Annotated in this window: 16 protein-coding genes; 11 read left to right on the top strand and 5 right to left on the bottom strand. The window is 74.3% G+C overall.

Annotation, left to right across the window (positions count from 1 at the left end; translation table 11 throughout):
* Positions 1 to 159 precede the first annotated feature (159 nt).
* Positions 160 to 1,920: an NAD+ synthase gene (locus HCC30_RS23440; RefSeq protein ID WP_169444733.1), complete on the top strand. Its 1,761-nt coding sequence runs from the start codon at positions 160 to 162 to the stop codon at positions 1,918 to 1,920.
* 227 nt (positions 1,921 to 2,147) lie between these two features.
* Here the strand turns inward: HCC30_RS23440 and HCC30_RS23435 are convergent, their stop codons facing one another.
* Positions 2,148 to 3,356 carry an MFS transporter gene (locus tag HCC30_RS23435; RefSeq protein ID WP_169444732.1) on the bottom strand — a complete coding sequence of 403 codons (1,209 nt, stop codon included), beginning with the start codon at positions 3,354 to 3,356 and terminating at the stop codon, positions 2,148 to 2,150.
* A gap of 258 nt (positions 3,357 to 3,614) precedes the next feature.
* On the bottom strand, positions 3,615 to 4,682 hold the full coding sequence (locus HCC30_RS23430) for an endonuclease/exonuclease/phosphatase family protein (protein WP_169444731.1): 1,068 nt from the start codon (positions 4,680 to 4,682) through the stop codon (positions 3,615 to 3,617).
* A gap of 379 nt (positions 4,683 to 5,061) precedes the next feature.
* Between HCC30_RS23430 and panB the strand changes: the two genes are divergently transcribed.
* The 4 genes from panB to HCC30_RS23410 all read left to right on the top strand — a co-directional run bounded on the left by panB (position 5,062) and on the right by HCC30_RS23410 (position 8,793).
* The gene (gene panB, locus HCC30_RS23425; RefSeq protein ID WP_169444730.1) at positions 5,062 to 5,907 is read left to right on the top strand and encodes a 3-methyl-2-oxobutanoate hydroxymethyltransferase; all 846 of its coding nucleotides are present in this window, start codon (positions 5,062 to 5,064) and stop codon (positions 5,905 to 5,907) included.
* A gap of 128 nt (positions 5,908 to 6,035) precedes the next feature.
* Positions 6,036 to 6,779 (top strand): Clp protease N-terminal domain-containing protein, encoded by a 744-nt coding sequence (locus HCC30_RS23420; RefSeq protein WP_240979833.1) that lies wholly within the window; start codon positions 6,036 to 6,038, stop codon positions 6,777 to 6,779.
* Positions 6,780 to 6,880: 101 nt separating this feature from the next.
* Positions 6,881 to 7,909 (top strand): ATP-binding cassette domain-containing protein, encoded by a 1,029-nt coding sequence (locus HCC30_RS23415; RefSeq protein ID WP_169444729.1) that lies wholly within the window; start codon positions 6,881 to 6,883, stop codon positions 7,907 to 7,909.
* Between the two features lie 62 nt (positions 7,910 to 7,971).
* A complete protein-coding gene (locus tag HCC30_RS23410; protein ID WP_346776776.1) occupies positions 7,972 to 8,793 on the top strand; it encodes an ABC transporter permease in 822 nt (273 codons plus the stop codon).
* Between the two features lie 105 nt (positions 8,794 to 8,898).
* Here HCC30_RS23410 and HCC30_RS23405 read toward each other — a convergent pair whose 3' ends face one another.
* The gene (locus HCC30_RS23405) at positions 8,899 to 9,240 is read right to left on the bottom strand and encodes a hypothetical protein (RefSeq protein ID WP_169444727.1); all 342 of its coding nucleotides are present in this window, start codon (positions 9,238 to 9,240) and stop codon (positions 8,899 to 8,901) included.
* Between the two features lie 333 nt (positions 9,241 to 9,573).
* Here HCC30_RS23405 and HCC30_RS23400 point away from each other — a divergent pair, with 333 nt between their 5' ends.
* The 3 genes from HCC30_RS23400 to HCC30_RS23390 all read left to right on the top strand — a co-directional run bounded on the left by HCC30_RS23400 (position 9,574) and on the right by HCC30_RS23390 (position 11,790).
* Entirely contained in the window at positions 9,574 to 10,374 is an 801-nt protein-coding gene (locus HCC30_RS23400) for a site-2 protease family protein (protein ID WP_169444726.1), read from the top strand.
* Between the two features lie 210 nt (positions 10,375 to 10,584).
* A complete protein-coding gene (locus HCC30_RS23395; protein WP_169444725.1) occupies positions 10,585 to 11,064 on the top strand; it encodes a hypothetical protein in 480 nt (159 codons plus the stop codon).
* A 57-nt stretch (positions 11,065 to 11,121) separates the two neighbouring features.
* Positions 11,122 to 11,790 (top strand): class F sortase, encoded by a 669-nt coding sequence (locus HCC30_RS23390; protein ID WP_169444724.1) that lies wholly within the window; start codon positions 11,122 to 11,124, stop codon positions 11,788 to 11,790.
* Between the two features lie 22 nt (positions 11,791 to 11,812).
* Here the strand turns inward: HCC30_RS23390 and HCC30_RS23385 are convergent, their stop codons facing one another.
* A complete protein-coding gene (locus HCC30_RS23385) occupies positions 11,813 to 12,016 on the bottom strand; it encodes a hypothetical protein (RefSeq protein ID WP_169444723.1) in 204 nt (67 codons plus the stop codon).
* Positions 12,017 to 12,105: 89 nt separating this feature from the next.
* A complete protein-coding gene (gene npdG, locus HCC30_RS23380; protein ID WP_169444722.1) occupies positions 12,106 to 12,813 on the bottom strand; it encodes an NADPH-dependent F420 reductase in 708 nt (235 codons plus the stop codon).
* A 149-nt stretch (positions 12,814 to 12,962) separates the two neighbouring features.
* Here npdG and HCC30_RS23375 point away from each other — a divergent pair, with 149 nt between their 5' ends.
* The 3 genes from HCC30_RS23375 to HCC30_RS23365 are packed head-to-tail and all read left to right on the top strand — an operon-like array spanning position 12,963 to position 16,710.
* Entirely contained in the window at positions 12,963 to 13,652 is a 690-nt protein-coding gene (locus tag HCC30_RS23375) for a hypothetical protein (protein WP_169444721.1), read from the top strand.
* 59 nt (positions 13,653 to 13,711) lie between these two features.
* A complete protein-coding gene (locus HCC30_RS23370) occupies positions 13,712 to 14,764 on the top strand; it encodes a hydroxyacid dehydrogenase (RefSeq protein ID WP_169444720.1) in 1,053 nt (350 codons plus the stop codon).
* The gene (locus HCC30_RS23365) at positions 14,761 to 16,710 is read left to right on the top strand and encodes a DUF2264 domain-containing protein (RefSeq protein ID WP_169444719.1); all 1,950 of its coding nucleotides are present in this window, start codon (positions 14,761 to 14,763) and stop codon (positions 16,708 to 16,710) included. Before HCC30_RS23370 ends, HCC30_RS23365 begins: the two co-directional genes overlap by 4 nt.
* Positions 16,711 to 16,724: the final 14 nt, after the last annotated feature.

Raw genomic sequence — 16,724 nt, 5'->3', positions numbered from 1 at the left:
TCCCCTCTCCGTCTGTCCGTCCGCTCCGGCGTCCAGTCTTCCGCCCCGGGGCGGCCCGCCGGCCCGCCGAAGGTCCCGGCCGTCCGGGCCGAAGGGCCCGCGTTCTGGGGGCCCGCCGCCGGGCGGTGATCGCGTCAGAGAGACGATTACGATGGGGACGTGGCTCAACTACGTCTCGCTCTGAACCAGATCGACTCCACCGTCGGCGACCTCGCGGGCAACGCGGAGGCCGTCGTCCACTGGACCCGGCACTCGCTGGCCCAGGGGGCGCACCTCGTGGCGTTCCCCGAAATGATGCTGACCGGGTACCCCGTCGAGGACCTGGCCCTGCGCTCGTCCTTCGTCGAGGCCAGCCGGGCCGCACTGCGCGACCTGGCCCGGCGCCTGGCCGACGAGGGGCTCGGCTCGGTCCCCGTCGTCGTCGGCTACCTCGACCGGGTCGACGAGGCGCCCGCCGTCCTCGGCAAGCCCGCCGGGGCCCCGCAGAACGCCGCCGCCGTGCTGTACGAGGGCGAGGTGCGGCTCACCTACGCCAAGCACCACCTGCCGAACTACGGCGTCTTCGACGAGTTCCGCTACTTCCTCCCCGGCGAGACGCTGCCGGTGATCCGGGTGCACGGCGTCGACGTCGCGCTCGCCATCTGCGAGGACCTGTGGCAGGACGGCGGCCGGGTGCCCGCCGCGCGCACGGCGGGCGCGGGCCTGCTGCTGTCGGTGAACGCCTCCCCGTACGAGCGGGACAAGGACGACACCCGCCTGGACCTGGTGCGCAAGCGCGCCCAGGAGGCCGGGTGCACCACCGCGTACCTGGCGATGACGGGCGGCCAGGACGAGCTGGTCTTCGACGGCGACTCGATCATCGTGGACGCGGCGGGCGAAGTCCTCGCCCGCGCCCCGCAGTTCGAGCAGGGCTGCGTCGTGGTCGACCTGGAGCTGCCCGAGGCGGCCGCGGAGCCGCCCGCCGGGACCGTCGACGACGGGCTGCGGGTGGAGCACCGGGTGCTGTCGGCGGAGCCGCTGCCCGCGTACCCGCCCGAGGTCACCGGCAGCGAGGCGCCGCGGCTGGACGACGACGAGGAGATCTACACCGCGCTCGTCGTGGGCCTGCGCGCGTACGCCGCGAAGAACGGCTTCCGCTCGGTGCTGATCGGGCTCTCCGGCGGCATCGACTCGGCGCTCGTCGCCGCCATCGCCTGCGACGCGGTCGGCCCGGACAACGTGTACGGCGTCTCGATGCCCTCGCGGTACTCCTCCGAGCACTCCAAGGGCGACGCGGCCGAGCTGGCCGAGCGCACGGGGCTGCACTACCGCACCGTCCCGATCGGCCCGATGTTCGACGCGTACATGGGCTCGCTCGGGCTGACCGGGCTCGCGGAGGAGAACCTCCAGTCCCGGCTGCGCGGCACCACGCTGATGGCGATCTCCAACCAGGAGGGGCACATCGTGCTCGCGCCGGGCAACAAGTCCGAGCTCGCGTGCGGCTATTCGACGCTGTACGGCGACTCGGTCGGCGCGTACGGCCCGATCAAGGACGTGTACAAGACGCAGGTGTTCCGGCTCGCGGAGTGGCGCAACCGCGCCGCCGCCGAACGCGGCCACACCCCGCCGATCCCGGAGAACTCCATCACCAAGCCGCCGAGCGCCGAGCTGCGCCCCGGCCAGGTGGACACCGACTCGCTGCCGGACTACGACGTGCTGGACGCGGTGCTGGAGGCGTACGTCGACAACGACCGCGGGCGCGCGGAGATCGTCGCGCAGGGCTTCGACCCGGAGCTGGTGGCGCGGGTGCTGAAGATGACGGACACCGCGGAGTACAAGCGGCGGCAGTACCCGCCGGGCACGAAGATCTCCGCCAAGGGCTTCGGCAAGGACCGCCGCCTCCCCATCACCAACCGCTGGCGCGAACCGGCCACCTCGTAGGGGGCCGCGCCTTTAGGGGCGCGGGGAACTGCGCGACCAGCCACGGCGACGGGGTGCTCCGGTGACGACATCGGGGCACCCCGCACCGTGGCGGGCCCGCGAAAAGGGGCGCGGGGAACTGCGCGAAACCCGGGCCACGACGGCGCCGCGCCCGGCGAAGCCCCGCACCCCGCACCCGTGGCCGGCGCAGCAAGGCGCACCCCGCGACGCACCGCCCCCGCGAAGGGTCACGCGTCCACGCTCTCCCGGCGTTCCGCTTCCCCCCGCGCCACGACGCGCGAGATGGACCCCGTGTGGCGCCGGTCCAGCAGACCGGCCAGCAGCGCGATGGCGAGGCCGATCACGGCCAGCACCGCGCCCACCAGCGTCGGAGAGGTCCAGCCCCAGCCCGCGGCGATGGCGACGCCGCCGAGCCACGCGCCGCCCGCGTTGGCGAGGTTGAACGCGGAGTGGTTGGAGGCGGAGGCCAGCGTCGGCGCGTTCCGCGCCTTCTGCATCACCAGCATCTGCAACGGCGTCGTCGTCATGAAGCCGACCGCGCCCAGCACGACGACCATGACCAGCGCCGCCCACTTCACGTGCACGGCGAAGCCGAAGACGACCAGCGCGAGCGCGAGCGCCGCGAGCGAGCCGTACACCGTCGGCCGCAGGGCACGGTCGCTGAGCGGCCCCGCGATCATCGCGCCGAGCGTCATGCCGACGCCGAACAGCGCCAGCACCAGCGTCACCGAGGACTCCGCGAAGCCGCTGACCTTGGTCATCATCGAGGCCAGGTAGCTGTAGACGGCGAAGACCCCGCCGAAGCCGAACACGGCCGTGGCCAGCCCGAGCAGCACCTGACGGTTGCCCAGCGCCCGCAGCTCGTGCTTGACGCCGCTGTTCCTCTCCAGCGGGATGCGCGGCACGAGCGCCGCCAGCGCGATCGTGGCGACGACGCCGATGGCGGTGACGACGAGGAACGTCGCGCGCCAGCCCAGCTGCTGGCCGAGCGCGGTGCCGACGGGCACGCCGACGATGTTGGCCACCGTCAGGCCGAGGAACATCGTGGCCACGGCACGTCCGGCCCGGTCCTCCGTCACGAGCCGCGCCGCGACGACGGCGCCGACGCCGAAGAAGGCGCCGTGCGGGAGTCCGGCCAGCACGCGTCCGGCGACGAGGGTGCCGAAGCCCGGCGCGAGGGCCGAGGCGAGATTGCCCACGACGAAGAGGGACATCAGCCAGATCAGCATCCGCCGGCGCGGGATGCGCGAGCCGAGCGCGGTGAGCAGCGGGGCGCCGATGACGACGCCGATGGCGTACGCGGAGACGAGATGTCCGGCAGTGGGCACGGAGGTGCCCAGGTCCTCGGCGACGTTGGGCATCAGGCCCATCATCACGAACTCGGTGGTGCCGATCCCGAAGGCGCTGATCGCGAGGGCGAGCAAGGCCAGGGGCATGGAGCGGGAACCTTTCGGGGCGGAATGCGGGAGGCAGAGCGGACGGGGCGGTCTGCCGGGGACACACGAGGGGGCCGGCCCACGCCCGTTCCTACGGGTCGGCCGGCGACGGTGCCGGCCGCGGCGCGGCGTGGACCGGCCCGGTGAGGGCTCAGCGAGCTCCTCGGTAAGTTCTCAGGAAGAACAAAGTGTCGCAGACGATGTGTTCCCGCTGCACTGATCTTTTTCCGCGGCCGCCGGGGCCCGGGGCCCGCGCCTCTAGAAGTCCACGGAGGCGGCGATCGGCAGGTGGTCGCTGCCGGTCTCGGGGAGCGTCCAGGAGGAGACCGGCTCCAGGCCCTTGACCATGATGTGGTCGATCCGCGCCATCGGGAACGCGGCGGGCCAGCTGAAGCCGAACCCGTCACCGGCGGCGCCCTGCGTGGAGCGCATCTGCGAGGTGATGGGCGCGAGCGCGCGGTCGTTCATCGTCCCGTTGAGGTCGCCGAGGAGGACGACCTTGCCGGTCTTGTCCGCGGCGATCGCCTCGCCCAGCGCGGTGGCGCTGCCGTCCCGCTGCCCGGCCGTGAACCCGGAGCGGAACTGCACCCGGACCGAGGGCATGTGCGCCGCGTACACCGCGACGTCGCCCTGCGGGGTGGCCACGGTGGTGCGCATGGCGCGGGGCCAGCCCATCTTGATGTCGACGGTCCTGGTGTCCTTCATCGGGAACTTGCTCCACAGCCCGACCGTGCCGACCCGCTTGTGGTGCCCGTAGGTGCCGTCGAGCGCCTTCTCGTACGCGCCGGCCTGGCCGTCGGAGATCTCCTGGAGGGCGACGACGTCCGCGCCCGAGCGCATGAGTCCGCGCGCGGTGGCCTCCGGGTCGGGGTTGCCCGCGTTGACGTTGTGCGTGACGACCGTGAGGTCGCCCTTGCCGCCGGACTTGTCGCTGACCTGGCCGCCGAAGAGCCCCACCCACATCACGGCCGGCACCAGCAGCGCGACCAGCGCCGTGGCCGAGCGGCGCAGCAGCGCCCCGACCAGCAGCACCGGGACGAGCAGGCCGCCCCAGGGCAGGAAGGTCTCCCACAGGGAGCCGAGGTTGCCCACCGAGTTGGGCACCTTCGCGTGCAGCAGCAGCGCGGCCGCGAGCGCGAGGGCGACGAACGCCAGCAGCCATCCCCGGCGCCACATGCCGGGGCCGCGCCAGCGGGGCGGCCCGTCGCCCCCGCGGCGTCCGCCGCGCGGACCGGGGCCGGGCACATGGTGCGCGGCGGGATACCGCCCGTCTCCCCTGCCGTCGTCAGCAGTGCCCGAGACCTCCGCCATGCCCGCGCGTGCCATCCGCTGTCCTCACTTGCCTGTGCTGGTGCCTGAACGAGAGGCGCCGACCGTGAACCGCCCGGAGATCCGGGGCGCTCACTCCGGCCGGTCCCCCCGGTCGGGTCCGTCGGCCGCCTCGGTGCGGTATGTCCGTGAACCCCCGCACGGAGAGCAGGACGAGCACGGCTCCCCCCGAGGTTCCGGTCACCGTAGATCATGGGGCGGCTGTAACAGAAACCGCACATACGACCACGGCGGAACACCCCGGCGGACGGTGCGGGGACGGGGCCGGGACCGCTCGGGGGCGGCCCTTCCGCACGGTGCGGGCGCGTGCCAGCATGGAAGCGGATCCGGGGACGCCACAGGTGCCCCGAGACGTCGACACACAGGAGCCAGTGCGATGAGCCCTGCCCAGAAACAGCCCACGACCCTCTACGGCGGCGCGAAGAACCGCCGGGTCACCGTGCGCGACCTCGCCGCCGCCAAGGAACGCGGCGAGCGGTGGCCGATGCTCACCGCGTACGACGCGATGACCGCCTCCGTCTTCGACGAGTCCGGGATACCGGTGCTGCTCGTCGGCGACTCCATGGGCAACTGCCACCTCGGCTACGAGACGACCGTGCCGGTCACGATGGACGAGACCGCGATGCTGACCGCCGCCGTCGTACGCGGCAGCAAGCGCGCCCTCGTCGTCGCCGACCTGCCGTTCGGCTCGTACCAGGAGGGCCCGGTCCAGGCGCTGCGCAGCGCCACCCGGCTGGTGAAGGACGCCGGTGCCGGGGCCGTGAAGCTGGAGGGCGGTGAGCGCTCGGCCGAGCAGATCGAGCTGCTCGTCGCGTCCGGCATCCCCGTCATGGCGCACATCGGCCTCACCCCGCAGTCCGTCCACGCGATGGGCTACCGCGTCCAGGGGCGCGGCGAGGAGGCGGCGCAGCAGCTGCTGCGGGACGCCAAGTCCGTGCAGGACGCGGGCGCCTTCGCCGTGGTGCTGGAGGCCGTGCCGGCGGCGCTCGCCGCCGAGGTCACCCGCTCCCTGCACATCCCGACCGTCGGCATCGGCGCGGGCGCCGGCTGCGACGCGCAGGTGCTGGTGTGGACGGACATGGCGGGGATGACGGGCGGCCGGGTGCCCAGCTTCGTCAAGCAGTACGCGCAGCTGCGGTCGGTGCTCGGCGAGGCGGCCACGTCCTTCGCCGACGACGTGATCGCCGGTGACTTCCCCGGAGCGGAGCACAGCTTCGCCTGATCCCGGGAGACCGCGTGCCCGTACCTCCCGGCGGGGTGCGGGCACGCGGCCGTTCCGGGCACCCGTCCCGAGCGGCCAATTCGCAAGCGGCTCTTGACAGTTGAGGATTGTCAAGGCGCACTTGCGGCATGACGCTTCCGGATCTGGACGACCTGATCGCCGAAGTCGACCGCACCTGCGACACCGCGCTCCGCCGCGAGGGCGCCGAACAGCCGGACTGGCTCGCGCTGCTGACCACCGCCGCCGCGCTCTCCGGCCGCCTCCAGGCGCTCTCCGAGGACCTGGTCGAGGACTACGTCGAGCACTGCCGGATGCACGGCTGCTCCTGGACGGACATCGGCACCGCGCTCGGCGTGAGCCGGCAGGCCGCGCAGCAGCGCTTCCACGCACCGCACAAGCGGTACGGGCCCGAGACCATGACCGAGGAGCTCCGCGCGGCCATGGCCCACGTCAAGCAGGCCGCGGTCGGGCACCGGAACCACTACATCGGGACCGAGCACCTGCTCCTGGGCCTCACCGCGGGGGACAACAGCGCCACCCGCCTGCTGCGCGCCGCCGGTGCCGCACCGGACGAGCTGCACGCGGCCGTCGCGGACCGGCTGGGCACCGGCGCCTCGCGGGCCGCCGAACGCATCGCCTGGACCCCGTACTCCCGCAAGGCCATCGCGCTCGCCGAGGAGCGGGCCGGGCAGGCGGGCGACGCGCTGATCGGCTGCGACCACCTGCTGCTCGGGCTGGCCGCGATCGGACGCGGGGCCGCGGCCGCGGTGCTCGGCGCGGCGGGGCTGACCCCGGCGCGCCTGGACGAGGCGGCGCGGCCCGCCGCGCCCTCGACGAGCCCCGCGCCCCCGCTCGCCGACGCCGCGGAGTGAGCGGCCGCGCCTCGGTACGCCCCGGGGGGCACGCCCCGGGGCGTGCCCCGTGTCGGTGGGCTGTCGGTCGTTTGTCGGTGGCGGCTGGCACCTTTGGGCCCATGACGCGACACGAAGAGATAGGCCGCGGCGGGAACGCCGTCGAAGTCCGCGGGCTGGTCAAACACTTCGGGGACACCAAGGCCGTCGACGGCATCGACCTGGACGTCCGCGAGGGCACCGTCATGGGCGTCCTCGGGCCGAACGGCGCGGGCAAGACGACCCTGGTCCGGATGCTCTCCACGCTCCTCGTCCCGGACGCCGGCTCGGCGACGGTGGCGGGTTACGACGTGGTGCGCCAGCCCCGTGAGCTGCGCCGCACCATCGGCCTGACGGGGCAGTACGCCTCCGTCGACGAGAAGCTCTCCGGCTGGGAGAACCTGTACATGATCGGGCGGCTGCTCGATCTCCCCCGCTCGCAGGCGCGCAAGCGGGCCGACGAGATGCTGGAGCGCTTCTCCCTCACGGAGGCGGCGAAGCGCCCGGCCAGCAAGTACTCCGGCGGCATGCGCCGCAGGCTCGACCTGGCGGCCTCCATGATCGGCCGCCCCCGCGTGCTGTACCTGGACGAGCCGACGACGGGCCTCGACCCGCGCACCCGCAACGAGGTGTGGGACGAGGTGCAGAACATCGTCGCCGAGGGCAACACCGTGCTGCTCACCACCCAGTACATGGAGGAGGCCGAGCGGCTGGCGAGCGAGCTGACCGTGGTCGACCGGGGCCGGGTCATCGCCGAGGGCAGGGTTCCCGAGCTGAAGGCGAAGGTCGGCGGCCGCACCCTCAACATCCGCCCCGTCGACCCGCGCGACCTGCGGCCGATGGCCACGGCGCTGGCGGAGGCCGGGCTGGACGGCGTCGGCGGCTCCACCACGGACGAGAGCGCCGGCGTGGTGAACGTCCCGATCCTGAGCGACGAGCAACTGACCGCCGTGGTCGGGCTGCTGGGGCAGCGCGGCTTCCCGGTGGCGGACATCTCCACCCATCTGCCCAGCCTGGACGAGGTGTTCCTCGCCCTCACCGGCCAGAAGGCCACCCACGAGTCCGGCGAGGCGCAGGACCCGGAGCACGAGACGAAGGAGGTCGCGGCGTGAGCACCGTCACCGCCGAGGAGCAGGTCCAAGGCACCGCGCCGGCCACCGCTCCGCCCCCGCCCGTGAAGCACGGCGCGGACGACGCCCGGATCGGGCTGCGCGCGAACCTGCGGCACATCGGCGCGCTGGTGCGCCGCAACGCGCTGCAGATCAAGCAGGACCCCGAGTCGATGATGGACGCCACGCTGATGCCCATCATCTTCACGCTGCTGTTCGTCTACGTCTTCGGCGGGGCGATCGGCGGCGGCGACCCGGAGGCGCTGGGCGGCGCCAACGGCATCACGTACACCGACTACCTGATGCCCGGCATCATGGCGATGATGGGCATGAGCATCTCCATGGCCGTCGGCACGGGCATCAACGAGGACTTCCGCAAGGGCGTCATGGACCGCTTCCGGGCCATGCCGATCGCCCGCTCCTCGGTGCTGATCGCCAAGCTCATCGTGGAGATGGGCCGGATGCTGGTGGCGATCACCATCCTGATGATCGTCGGCTTCCTGGTCGGCTTCGAGCTGCACGGCAGCTGGACGGGTCTGCTCGGCGCGGTCGGGCTGACGCTGCTGTTCGGCGTCTCGCTGGTGTGGATCTTCATGCTGCTGGGCCTGACGATGCGGACGGCACAGGCCGTGCAGGGCGTGTCCTTCCTGGTCATGATGCCGCTGCAGTTCGGCTCGTCGATCTTCGTCCCGGTGGACACGATGCCGGGCTGGCTGGAGAACTTCACCCACGCCAACCCGCTGACGCACCTGGCGGACGCGGCGCGCGGGCTGATGCTCGGCCAGGGCCCGGTCGCCGAGCCGCTGCTGTGGACGGTCGCCTGGTCGGTCGGTCTCACGGCGATCACGGCGCCGCTGGCGATCTCCAAGTTCCGCAAGAAGGCCTGAGGTACGAGCACCCGGACCACCCGTGTGTCGCGTCGACCCGGGACGGGCGAGGGCGGCGGTCTCCCTTCGGGGAGGCCGCCGCCCTCGTGCGCCCGCGCGGGCGGTTCAGGCGGCGCGGGCCTGCCCGGACTCGCACAACTCGCCCGCCGCCGACTCCAGTTCCGCCACCGCCGCGTCCACCTGTTTCCCGGATTCCTCGGGGAGCGTGGCGCAGCCGCCGCGCAGCACGTCGGAGGCGTAGACGCGCTCCAGGGTCCACCAGTGCCGGCGGATGCGGTCGCGGCCGGAGGGGCCGCTGAGCGATCTGCAGATGGACTCGATGTCGTCGACGAGGCGTTGCAGCCCCGAACTCCCGTCCTTCTCCCGGAACTCCAGGAGCGACTGCCGCAGCAGTTCTCCGCATTCCCTGTCGTTGGCGACGTCTCGCGCCCCGGTCTCTTCCGTCATACCGGTTCCGGTTTCCATCTCGCCTGCTGTCCGGCTCACTGAACGGCCTCCCGCACAGCACTCGCGTTGATCTGTTGTCAGCCGGACGCGACCGTATCAGCGGCCTTTCCGTGCTTTACCGGCAGTACCGGCACTCCCTCCCGGAACCCCGCACTCCGCGACCATTCCTTGAATACGTAACAACTTCTCGTACGCGGCGGCCAGTTGGCACCGAGGGCGGAAAGCGGCGTTGTTCCGGCTTGTGCGCGCGAGGGCACGCGACCCCGCCCGAAACTCCCCGAAACCTCCTCGGTAACTCGCCCGTCCGTCCCCTCGCCGGTACGGTCTGACCCCATGACCAGCACCTCCACGCATCCCGAACACCACCGCATCAGCCCGGTCTTCCTCGGCATCGTCGCGGTCATGGGCATCTCGGCGTGGGCGGTCTGGTCCGGCTGGACGGGGCTCACCGGGGTCGCGGTGTTCTTCTTCGTCGTCTCCGGCTGGCTGGTCTCCCTCTGCCTGCACGAATACGCGCACGCGCGCACCGCCTTGCGCAGCGGCGACATCTCGGTGGGCGCCAAGGGATATCTGACGCTCAATCCGCTGAAGTACACGCACGCGATGCTGAGCATCGTGCTGCCCGTCATCTTCGTCGTCCTCGGCGGAATCGGACTGCCCGGCGGCGCGGTCTACATCGAACGCGCCCGCATCCACGGGCGGCTGAAGCACAGCCTGATCTCGGCGGCCGGACCGCTGGCCAACGCCTTCTTCGCCGCGCTGCTCACCGCACCGTTCTGGCTCGGGCAGATGACGGACGTGCCCTACGCGTTCCGCTACGCGCTGGCGTTCCTGGCCATGCTCCAGGTCACCGCGGCCCTGCTGAACCTCCTCCCGGTCCCGGGCCTGGACGGCTACGGCGTGGTGGAACCCTGGCTTCCGGAGAAGGTCAGGCGACAGGCCGAACCCTTCGCGCCGTTCGGGCTCCTCATCGTCTTCGGCTGCCTGTGGATTCCCGAGGTCAACGGCGTCTTCTGGGACGTGGTCAACACCCTGATGCGGATCTTCGACGTCTCCGAACTCGACGTCAGCTACGGCCTGGACTACTTCCGCTTCTGGCAGGGCGAGCCCGAGATCACCGTCACCCCCGTCTGATCCGACGGCCCGCCACCCGAACGGCCGCGCGGCCCCGGCACGGTGCCCGCCGCCGCGACGTCACCGCTCAGCACCCGGTTCACCCCGCGAAGTCGCCCCCGCGCGGCATCCCGGCGGCCGCCGCCGGGATGCCGCGGCCGCGCGCCCGGGTTTGGCTGCCTCCAAGGCGGCACACCCGCCGGAACCGACGGAACGTCCCCGGAGGCCGCTGTGCGTACGTTCTCCGCTCTCGCGGGTGCCGCCGCTCTCGGCGGGGCGCTCGCCCTCGCCGCCCCCACCGCGCACGCGGCCCCCGCCGCCCCGGCGCACTCGGCTCCGCGCGGCGCGGACGACGAGTGCGCGCGTGCCGTCGCCGCCGCGGACGCGGCGGAGGCCGAGTACGAGACGGCGCTGCGCGACCACAAGCGCCTCACCGGCGAGGGCGGGCACCCCGACCGCTCGCAGGAGGCGCAGCTGCGGGAGACCAGGTCGGCGGCGGACGCGGCGGCCTCGCAGGCCGCCCGGTACTGCCCGGACGCCGAGCTCCCCAGCGGCCGCGTCGGCACCGGAACAGGCAGCACCGGTAGGCCACTTGAGCTCGACGGCACCACCGTCGGCGCGGCCGGCGCGGCCTGCCTGCTGGTGGCCGGCGCGGGCGGCGCCTGGCTGGCCCGCAGCCGGCAGCGCGACGACCGCGACCAGCGGGCCTGACCGCGACCGGGCGACGACCGTCCCTGACCCCGCACGGCACGGAAAGGCGGGACAGCTATGGGCTCACCGCTGCGTTCCTGCCTCAGCTCGCTCTTCGGCACCCTCGCCGTCACCGGGCTCGGCCTGTGCTTCTGGGCCTGGGCCGTCGACGTCCCGGGGCCCGAGCCGGGGCCGGGCTCTCCCCCGCAGCCCGCGAGCGCGCAGGGCCTGGGCGAGGGCGCCGAGCCGGGGCGCGCGGGCGGGTCCGTGCCGCCGCATCCGCCGCTCGCGCCCTCCCGGCCGGAGCGGATCGGCATCCCGGCGCTCCGGGTGGACGCCCCGCTGACCGGTCTGGGCCTGGAGCCGCGGGGCCGGCTCGCCTCGCCGCCCGAGGACCGGGACGACCTCGCGGGCTGGTACCGCCGGGGCGTCACCCCGGGCGAGAACGGCACGGCGCTGATCGCGGGCCACGTGGACACCCCGGCGGGCCCCGGCGTCTTCTACGACCTGGGCGCCCTGCGCAAGGGCCACACCCTCCACGTGCGCCGGGCCGACGGCCGGACGGCGGTCTTCGTGGTGTACGCGGTGGAGGTCTTCGAGGGGGAGAAGTTCCCGGACCGGAAGGTCTACGGGCCCGCGTCCGCCCCGGAGTTGCGGGTGATCACCTGCGGCGGCGGCTTCGACCGGGCGCGCCAGGAGTACACCGGCAACGTCGTCGTCTTCGCCGTCCTGACCGCCACGGCCTGAGCCGCGGGCGGCGGCCGGGGCCTCAGCCCTGTTCGGCGGCCCGGGCCCGGTCGCGGCGGAGGTAGTACCAGGCCATGTTCGAGGTCAGGCCCGCGAGCAGGACCCAGACGATGCCGAGCAGGCTGCCGTGCACGAAGGAGACGACCGCCGCGACGACGGCGAGGACGCAGATGATCACGGCGTAGAGAGCGAGTCCGCGCGGGAGGCGGGCGGTGCTGGCGGACATGGGGGGGCGGCTCCCATCAGGACCTGGCGGTACGGACCGGACCATTCTCCCCCATGCCCTCCGGCGATCTTCCGCGGAGTCCGCTCCCGTCAGATGTCGGTGAGGCGTACGCCCGCGTGGGCCTTGTAGCGGCGGTTGACGGAGATCAGGTTCGCGACGAGGGACTCCACCTGGTGCGCGTTGCGCAGCCGGCCGGCGAACACCCCGCGCATACCGGGGATGCGCTCGGCGAGCGCCTGCACGGTCTCGCAGTCGGCGCGCACCTCGCCGAGCACCATCACGTCCGTCTCGATCTCCTCGACCTCCGGGTCGGAGAGCAGCACGGCGGAGAGGTGGTGGAAGGCTGCGGTGACGCGGGACTCCGGCAGCAGCGCCTCGGCCTGCTGGGCCGCGCTGCCCTCCTCGGGCTTGAGCGCGTAGGCGCCCTTCTTGTCGAAGCCGAGCGGGTTGACGCAGTCGACGACGAGCTTGCCGCGCAGGTCCTCGCGGAGCGCCTCCAGCGTCTTGGCGTGCCCGTCCCAGGGGACGGCGACGATCACGATGTCGGAGCGGCGCGCGCACTCGGCGTTCTCCGCGCCCTCGACGCCGTGGCCCAGCTCGTCGGCGGCCTGCTGCGCACGCTCGGCCGCGCGCGAGCCGATGATCACCTGCTGGCCGGCGCGGGCCAGCCGGTAGGCGAGGCCGCGGCCCTGATCGCCGGTGCCGCCGAGGACGCCGACGGTGAGGCCGGAGACGTCGGGCAGGTCCCAGGGGTCCTTGGTGGGCTTGGGCGCGGCGGAGGATGCGGGAGAAGTCATGGCCCGATCCTGCCACCCCTGGTCCGCGCGCACCCGGCCGCGCCGCAGTGAAGGTGATCACGCCGAAGTCGGCGTCCGGGGAGCCCGGAACGGTGGCGGCTCGGGTGAACGGCTGTGCGGCGCGCGGAACTCGGGCATCATGCCGGGACATGGACGCGGTACGGGTCGCGCTGCTGCGCGAAGTCCTCGCCGGGACGGAGTGGTTGCCCCACACCCGCCGGTTCGCCGGTGCGCTGCGCGCCTCGGTGGCGCCGCACGGCGGCGGGCTGCTGCTGGTCGGCACCGAGGCGTACGAGCCGTGGCACCTGGCGGCCCATCTGGACGACGAGGCCGCCTGGTCGGGCCGGCCCGAGCTGGCGCCGACGCTGGTGCGGCACCGGGTACCGGCGGGCGCGCCCCCGCGGCTGTCCGTCGGCCTCGGCCGGATCGAGGCGGCGGGGCGCGCCGAGACGCTGCTGGTGGTGGCGCCGGAGGAGCCCTGCGCCGGGCTGCTGCAACGGGTGCACGACGCGCGCCGCGCGGGCGCCACCGTCTTCGCCCTGGACGGCGGCGCTCCCGGCCCCGAGCCGCCACCGGGCGCCCGGCTGCCGGACGGGACGGACCGGTCCGGCCCCGCGGCGGACGCCGCCACGCGGCCGCGCGGCACCGGTGAGCTGCTGGGGATCGCGCACGAGGCGCTCAGCGCCGACGCGTACGGCGTGGACCTGGACACCGTGCAGCACCTGGTGAGCGCCGCGGCCGGGGAGAACGGCCCGTCCACACCGGGCACCCGCCGCCTCCGGGACCGCCTCGCGCGCCTGGCCGACCGGCTGACCGCCCCGCCACCCGCCCGCTGGTGACCCCGCCACCGGACCCCGCCGACCCCGCCCGCCCCGGGCGGGACCTGCCCAGGAGGGACATGCCGCCCGCACCGCACCCAGCGGCCGAACCGCCGCACGGCCCCGACGGACGGCCCCGCGCCGCCGTCGCCATGAGCGCCGAGACCGCCGACGGGCTGCTCACGCCCGGCGTTCCGGAGGCCCTGCGCCGGCACGTCCGGCTGGCCCCGCTGCCCCCGCTCGACGAGTTCGCCTCCCCGCGCGCCCGCGCCGCCCTCGCCGAGGCCGAACTCCTCGTCACCGGCTGGGGATGCCCGCCGCTCGACGAGGCGGCGCTCGCCGCCGCGCCCCGCCTGCGCGCCGTCGTGCACACCGCGGGCTCGGTGCGGGAGCACCTCACCCCGGCCTGCTGGGAACGCGGCCTCGCGGTCTCCTCGGCCGCCACCGCCAACGCGCTGCCGGTGGCCGAGTACGCGGTGGCGATGATCCTGCTCGCGGGCAAGCGCGTCCTGGAGTCGGCCCGCGACTACCGCGAGGGCCGGACCCGTCCCGGCACCCTGCACGCCTCCCCGCACACCGGCAACTACCGCCGCACCGTGGGCATTCTGAGTGCCTCCCTCGTCGGCCGCCGCGTCATCGAACTGCTGCGCCCGCACGATCTGGAGGTGCTGCTGCACGACCCGTACGTGACCGGCGAGGAGGCGCGCGCGCTCGGTGTGCGCGCGGTGCCGCTGCCCGAACTCTTCGCGTCCTGCGACGTCGTCAGCGTGCACACCCCGCTGCTGCCGGGGACGCGCGGGCTCGTCGGCCGCGAACTCCTCGCCGCCATGCGGCCGGACGCCACCCTCGTCAACACCGCGCGCGGCCCCGTCCTCGACCAGGAGGCCCTCACCGAGCTGCTGCTCCGGGGCCGGCTGCGCGCCGTGCTCGACGTCACCGAGCCCGAACCGCTGCCGCCCGGGCACCCGTTGTGGAGCTGCCCCAACGTCCTGCTCACCCCGCACATCGCGGGCTCGCAGGGCAACGAGCTGCGGCGGCTGGCCGACACGGCCGTCGCCGAGGTCGAACGCTGGGCGGGCGGCGCCGCGTTCGCCCATCCCGTCTCCCGCGAAAGGCTGGACCACCTCGCATGAGCACCCCCGCCGACTCCGCGTCCCTCCTCTTCCCGCTGCCGCCCGAGGACCGCGCACTCAGCCCGTACACCGGCTGGGGCCGCGCACACCTGGAGGCCACCGCCGACGGGCTCGTGAACGCGGCCCTCCGCTGGGCCGGTCCCGGCGACGCGCTGCTCGACCTGCCGGGCCGCCCCTCGCTCTCCGGCGTCCGCTCGGACGGACTGGAGGGCTACGCCCGCACGTTCCTGGCCGCCGCCTTCCGCGTCACCGGCGCGGGCGGCGCCGACCCGCACGGCTGGCTCGACCGGTACGCGCGCGGCCTCGCCGCCGGCACCCGCACCCCGGGGCGGGACGACGCCCGCTCCTGGCCCCGCATCGGGGACTTCCCGGCGAGCGGGCAGCCGATGGTCGAGTCCGCCTCCGTCGCGCTCGGCCTCCGGCTCACCCGGCCGTGGCTGTGGGACGCGCTGGACGACGGTGTACGGGACCGCGCCGAGGAGTGGCTGCGGGGCGCGCTGCGGCACGTGCCCGCGCCCAACAACTGGTACCTCTTCCCCCTCACCGTCGCCGGTTTCCTCCGCTCCGTGGGACGCGGCGACCGCGAGACGGACCTGGCCACCGAACGCGGCCTGGAGCTGCTGGAGCGCTGGTACCGGGGCGGGGGCTGGTACGCGGACGGCGAGGGCCGCTCCTTCGACCACTACAACGGCTGGGCGCTCCACCTGTACCCGATGCTGCACGCCCACCTGTCCGGGGACCGGGAGCTGCTGGACCACCTCGGCCCCCGGCTGCGTGCCCATCTGGACGGCCACGGGCTGCTGTTCGACGGGAACGGGGCGCCGCTGCACTTCGGCCGCTCGCTGACGTACCGCTTCGCCACCGGCGCCGCCGTCGGGCTCGGCGCGCTCACCGGGCACACCCCGCTCTCCCCCGGCACGGCACGGCGGCTGCTCAGCGGCTGCGTCCGGTACTTCCTCGACCGGGGCGCCCTCTCCCCCGACGGCCTGCTCACCCTCGGCTGGCACGGCCCCCACCCGGCCACGCTCCAGCCGTACTCGGGCCCCGCCTCCCCGTACTGGGCGTCAAAGGGCCTGCTGGCGCTGCTCGTTCCGCCCGGTGACCCGCTGTGGACGGCGCCCGAGGAGCCCGCGCCGAGCGAGGGCCCGGCCCGCGCCGTGGCACTCCCGGCGCCCGGCCTCCTGGTGCAGACCGGCGGCGACGGTTCGGTGCGGGTGCACAACCACGGCAGTCACCCGCTGCGCCCGCAGGACGGCGAGGGCGGGTGGGGCGGCTGGGGCGGCGGCGCCTCCGGCCCCGACCCGCTGTACGCGCGCTTCGCCTACTCGACCCGCACCGGCCCCACCGCGGACGGCAACGTGCCCGACAACCACTTCGCCCTCGCCGTCCCCGGCAGCGCGGGCGGGCGCCTCGGCCCGTACAGCACGCGGCACCGGGTGCATCCGCTCGGCGCCGCCTCCGGCGGGGGCTGGGGCTGGGCCGCCTCCTGGCACGTGCCCACCTTCCCCGCGCAGGCGCCGCCGCTGCCCGGGCTGCGGGTGGAGAGCGTCACCGTCGTGCGGGGCGCGGTGGAGCTGCGGGTGCACCGCGTCACCGGCGCTCCCGGGGGCACCGCGGCCCGGCTCACGGGCTGGGCGACGGGCCCCGAGGAACCGCTCACGGGCCTGCTGGGCCTGCACGGCTGGCCGTCCGACGAGGCCGCGCCGCTCCGCGCCCCGCAGGGCACGGCCTACGCGCGCTGGGCCCGCGTCCCGGCCCTCGTCTCCGCGCCGTTCACGGGCACGGCGCTCTTCGTGGCGGCGACGGCGCTGACGGGGACGGACGCCGGGGACGCCGTCCGCGTCGAGGAGGCGACGGACGCGTCGGTCACCCTGTCCTGGACCGGCTCCGTCGACGGTGCCCGCACCCGCATCGCCTTCGAACCGCTGGCGGTGGAGGCCGCGTAGCGGTGCGGCTGACG

Source organism: Streptomyces sp. HNM0574, assembly GCF_012726235.1.
Taxonomy (GTDB): domain Bacteria; phylum Actinomycetota; class Actinomycetes; order Streptomycetales; family Streptomycetaceae; genus Streptomyces.
Note: the sequence above shows the minus strand (reverse complement) of the source record. Positions and strands in the feature narration are given on the sequence as shown.

What these genes read in the sequence shown, in the direction of transcription:
- HCC30_RS23435 (WP_169444732.1), bottom strand. Translation starts at nt 3,356, where the DNA reads ATGCCCCTGGCCTTGCTCGCCCTCGCGATCAGCGCCTTCGGGATCGGC.
- HCC30_RS23430 (WP_169444731.1), bottom strand. Translation starts at nt 4,682, where the DNA reads ATGGCACGCGCGGGCATGGCGGAGGTCTCGGGCACTGCTGACGACGGC.
- panB (WP_169444730.1), top strand. Translation starts at nt 5,062, where the DNA reads ATGAGCCCTGCCCAGAAACAGCCCACGACCCTCTACGGCGGCGCGAAG.
- HCC30_RS23420 (WP_240979833.1), top strand. Translation starts at nt 6,036, where the DNA reads ATGACGCTTCCGGATCTGGACGACCTGATCGCCGAAGTCGACCGCACC.
- HCC30_RS23415 (WP_169444729.1), top strand. Translation starts at nt 6,881, where the DNA reads ATGACGCGACACGAAGAGATAGGCCGCGGCGGGAACGCCGTCGAAGTC.
- HCC30_RS23405 (WP_169444727.1), bottom strand. Translation starts at nt 9,240, where the DNA reads ATGACGGAAGAGACCGGGGCGCGAGACGTCGCCAACGACAGGGAATGC.
- HCC30_RS23400 (WP_169444726.1), top strand. Translation starts at nt 9,574, where the DNA reads ATGACCAGCACCTCCACGCATCCCGAACACCACCGCATCAGCCCGGTC.
- HCC30_RS23390 (WP_169444724.1), top strand. Translation starts at nt 11,122, where the DNA reads ATGGGCTCACCGCTGCGTTCCTGCCTCAGCTCGCTCTTCGGCACCCTC.
- HCC30_RS23385 (WP_169444723.1), bottom strand. Translation starts at nt 12,016, where the DNA reads ATGTCCGCCAGCACCGCCCGCCTCCCGCGCGGACTCGCTCTCTACGCC.
- npdG (WP_169444722.1), bottom strand. Translation starts at nt 12,813, where the DNA reads ATGACTTCTCCCGCATCCTCCGCCGCGCCCAAGCCCACCAAGGACCCC.
- HCC30_RS23375 (WP_169444721.1), top strand. Translation starts at nt 12,963, where the DNA reads ATGGACGCGGTACGGGTCGCGCTGCTGCGCGAAGTCCTCGCCGGGACG.
- HCC30_RS23370 (WP_169444720.1), top strand. Translation starts at nt 13,712, where the DNA reads ATGCCGCCCGCACCGCACCCAGCGGCCGAACCGCCGCACGGCCCCGAC.
- HCC30_RS23365 (WP_169444719.1), top strand. Translation starts at nt 14,761, where the DNA reads ATGAGCACCCCCGCCGACTCCGCGTCCCTCCTCTTCCCGCTGCCGCCC.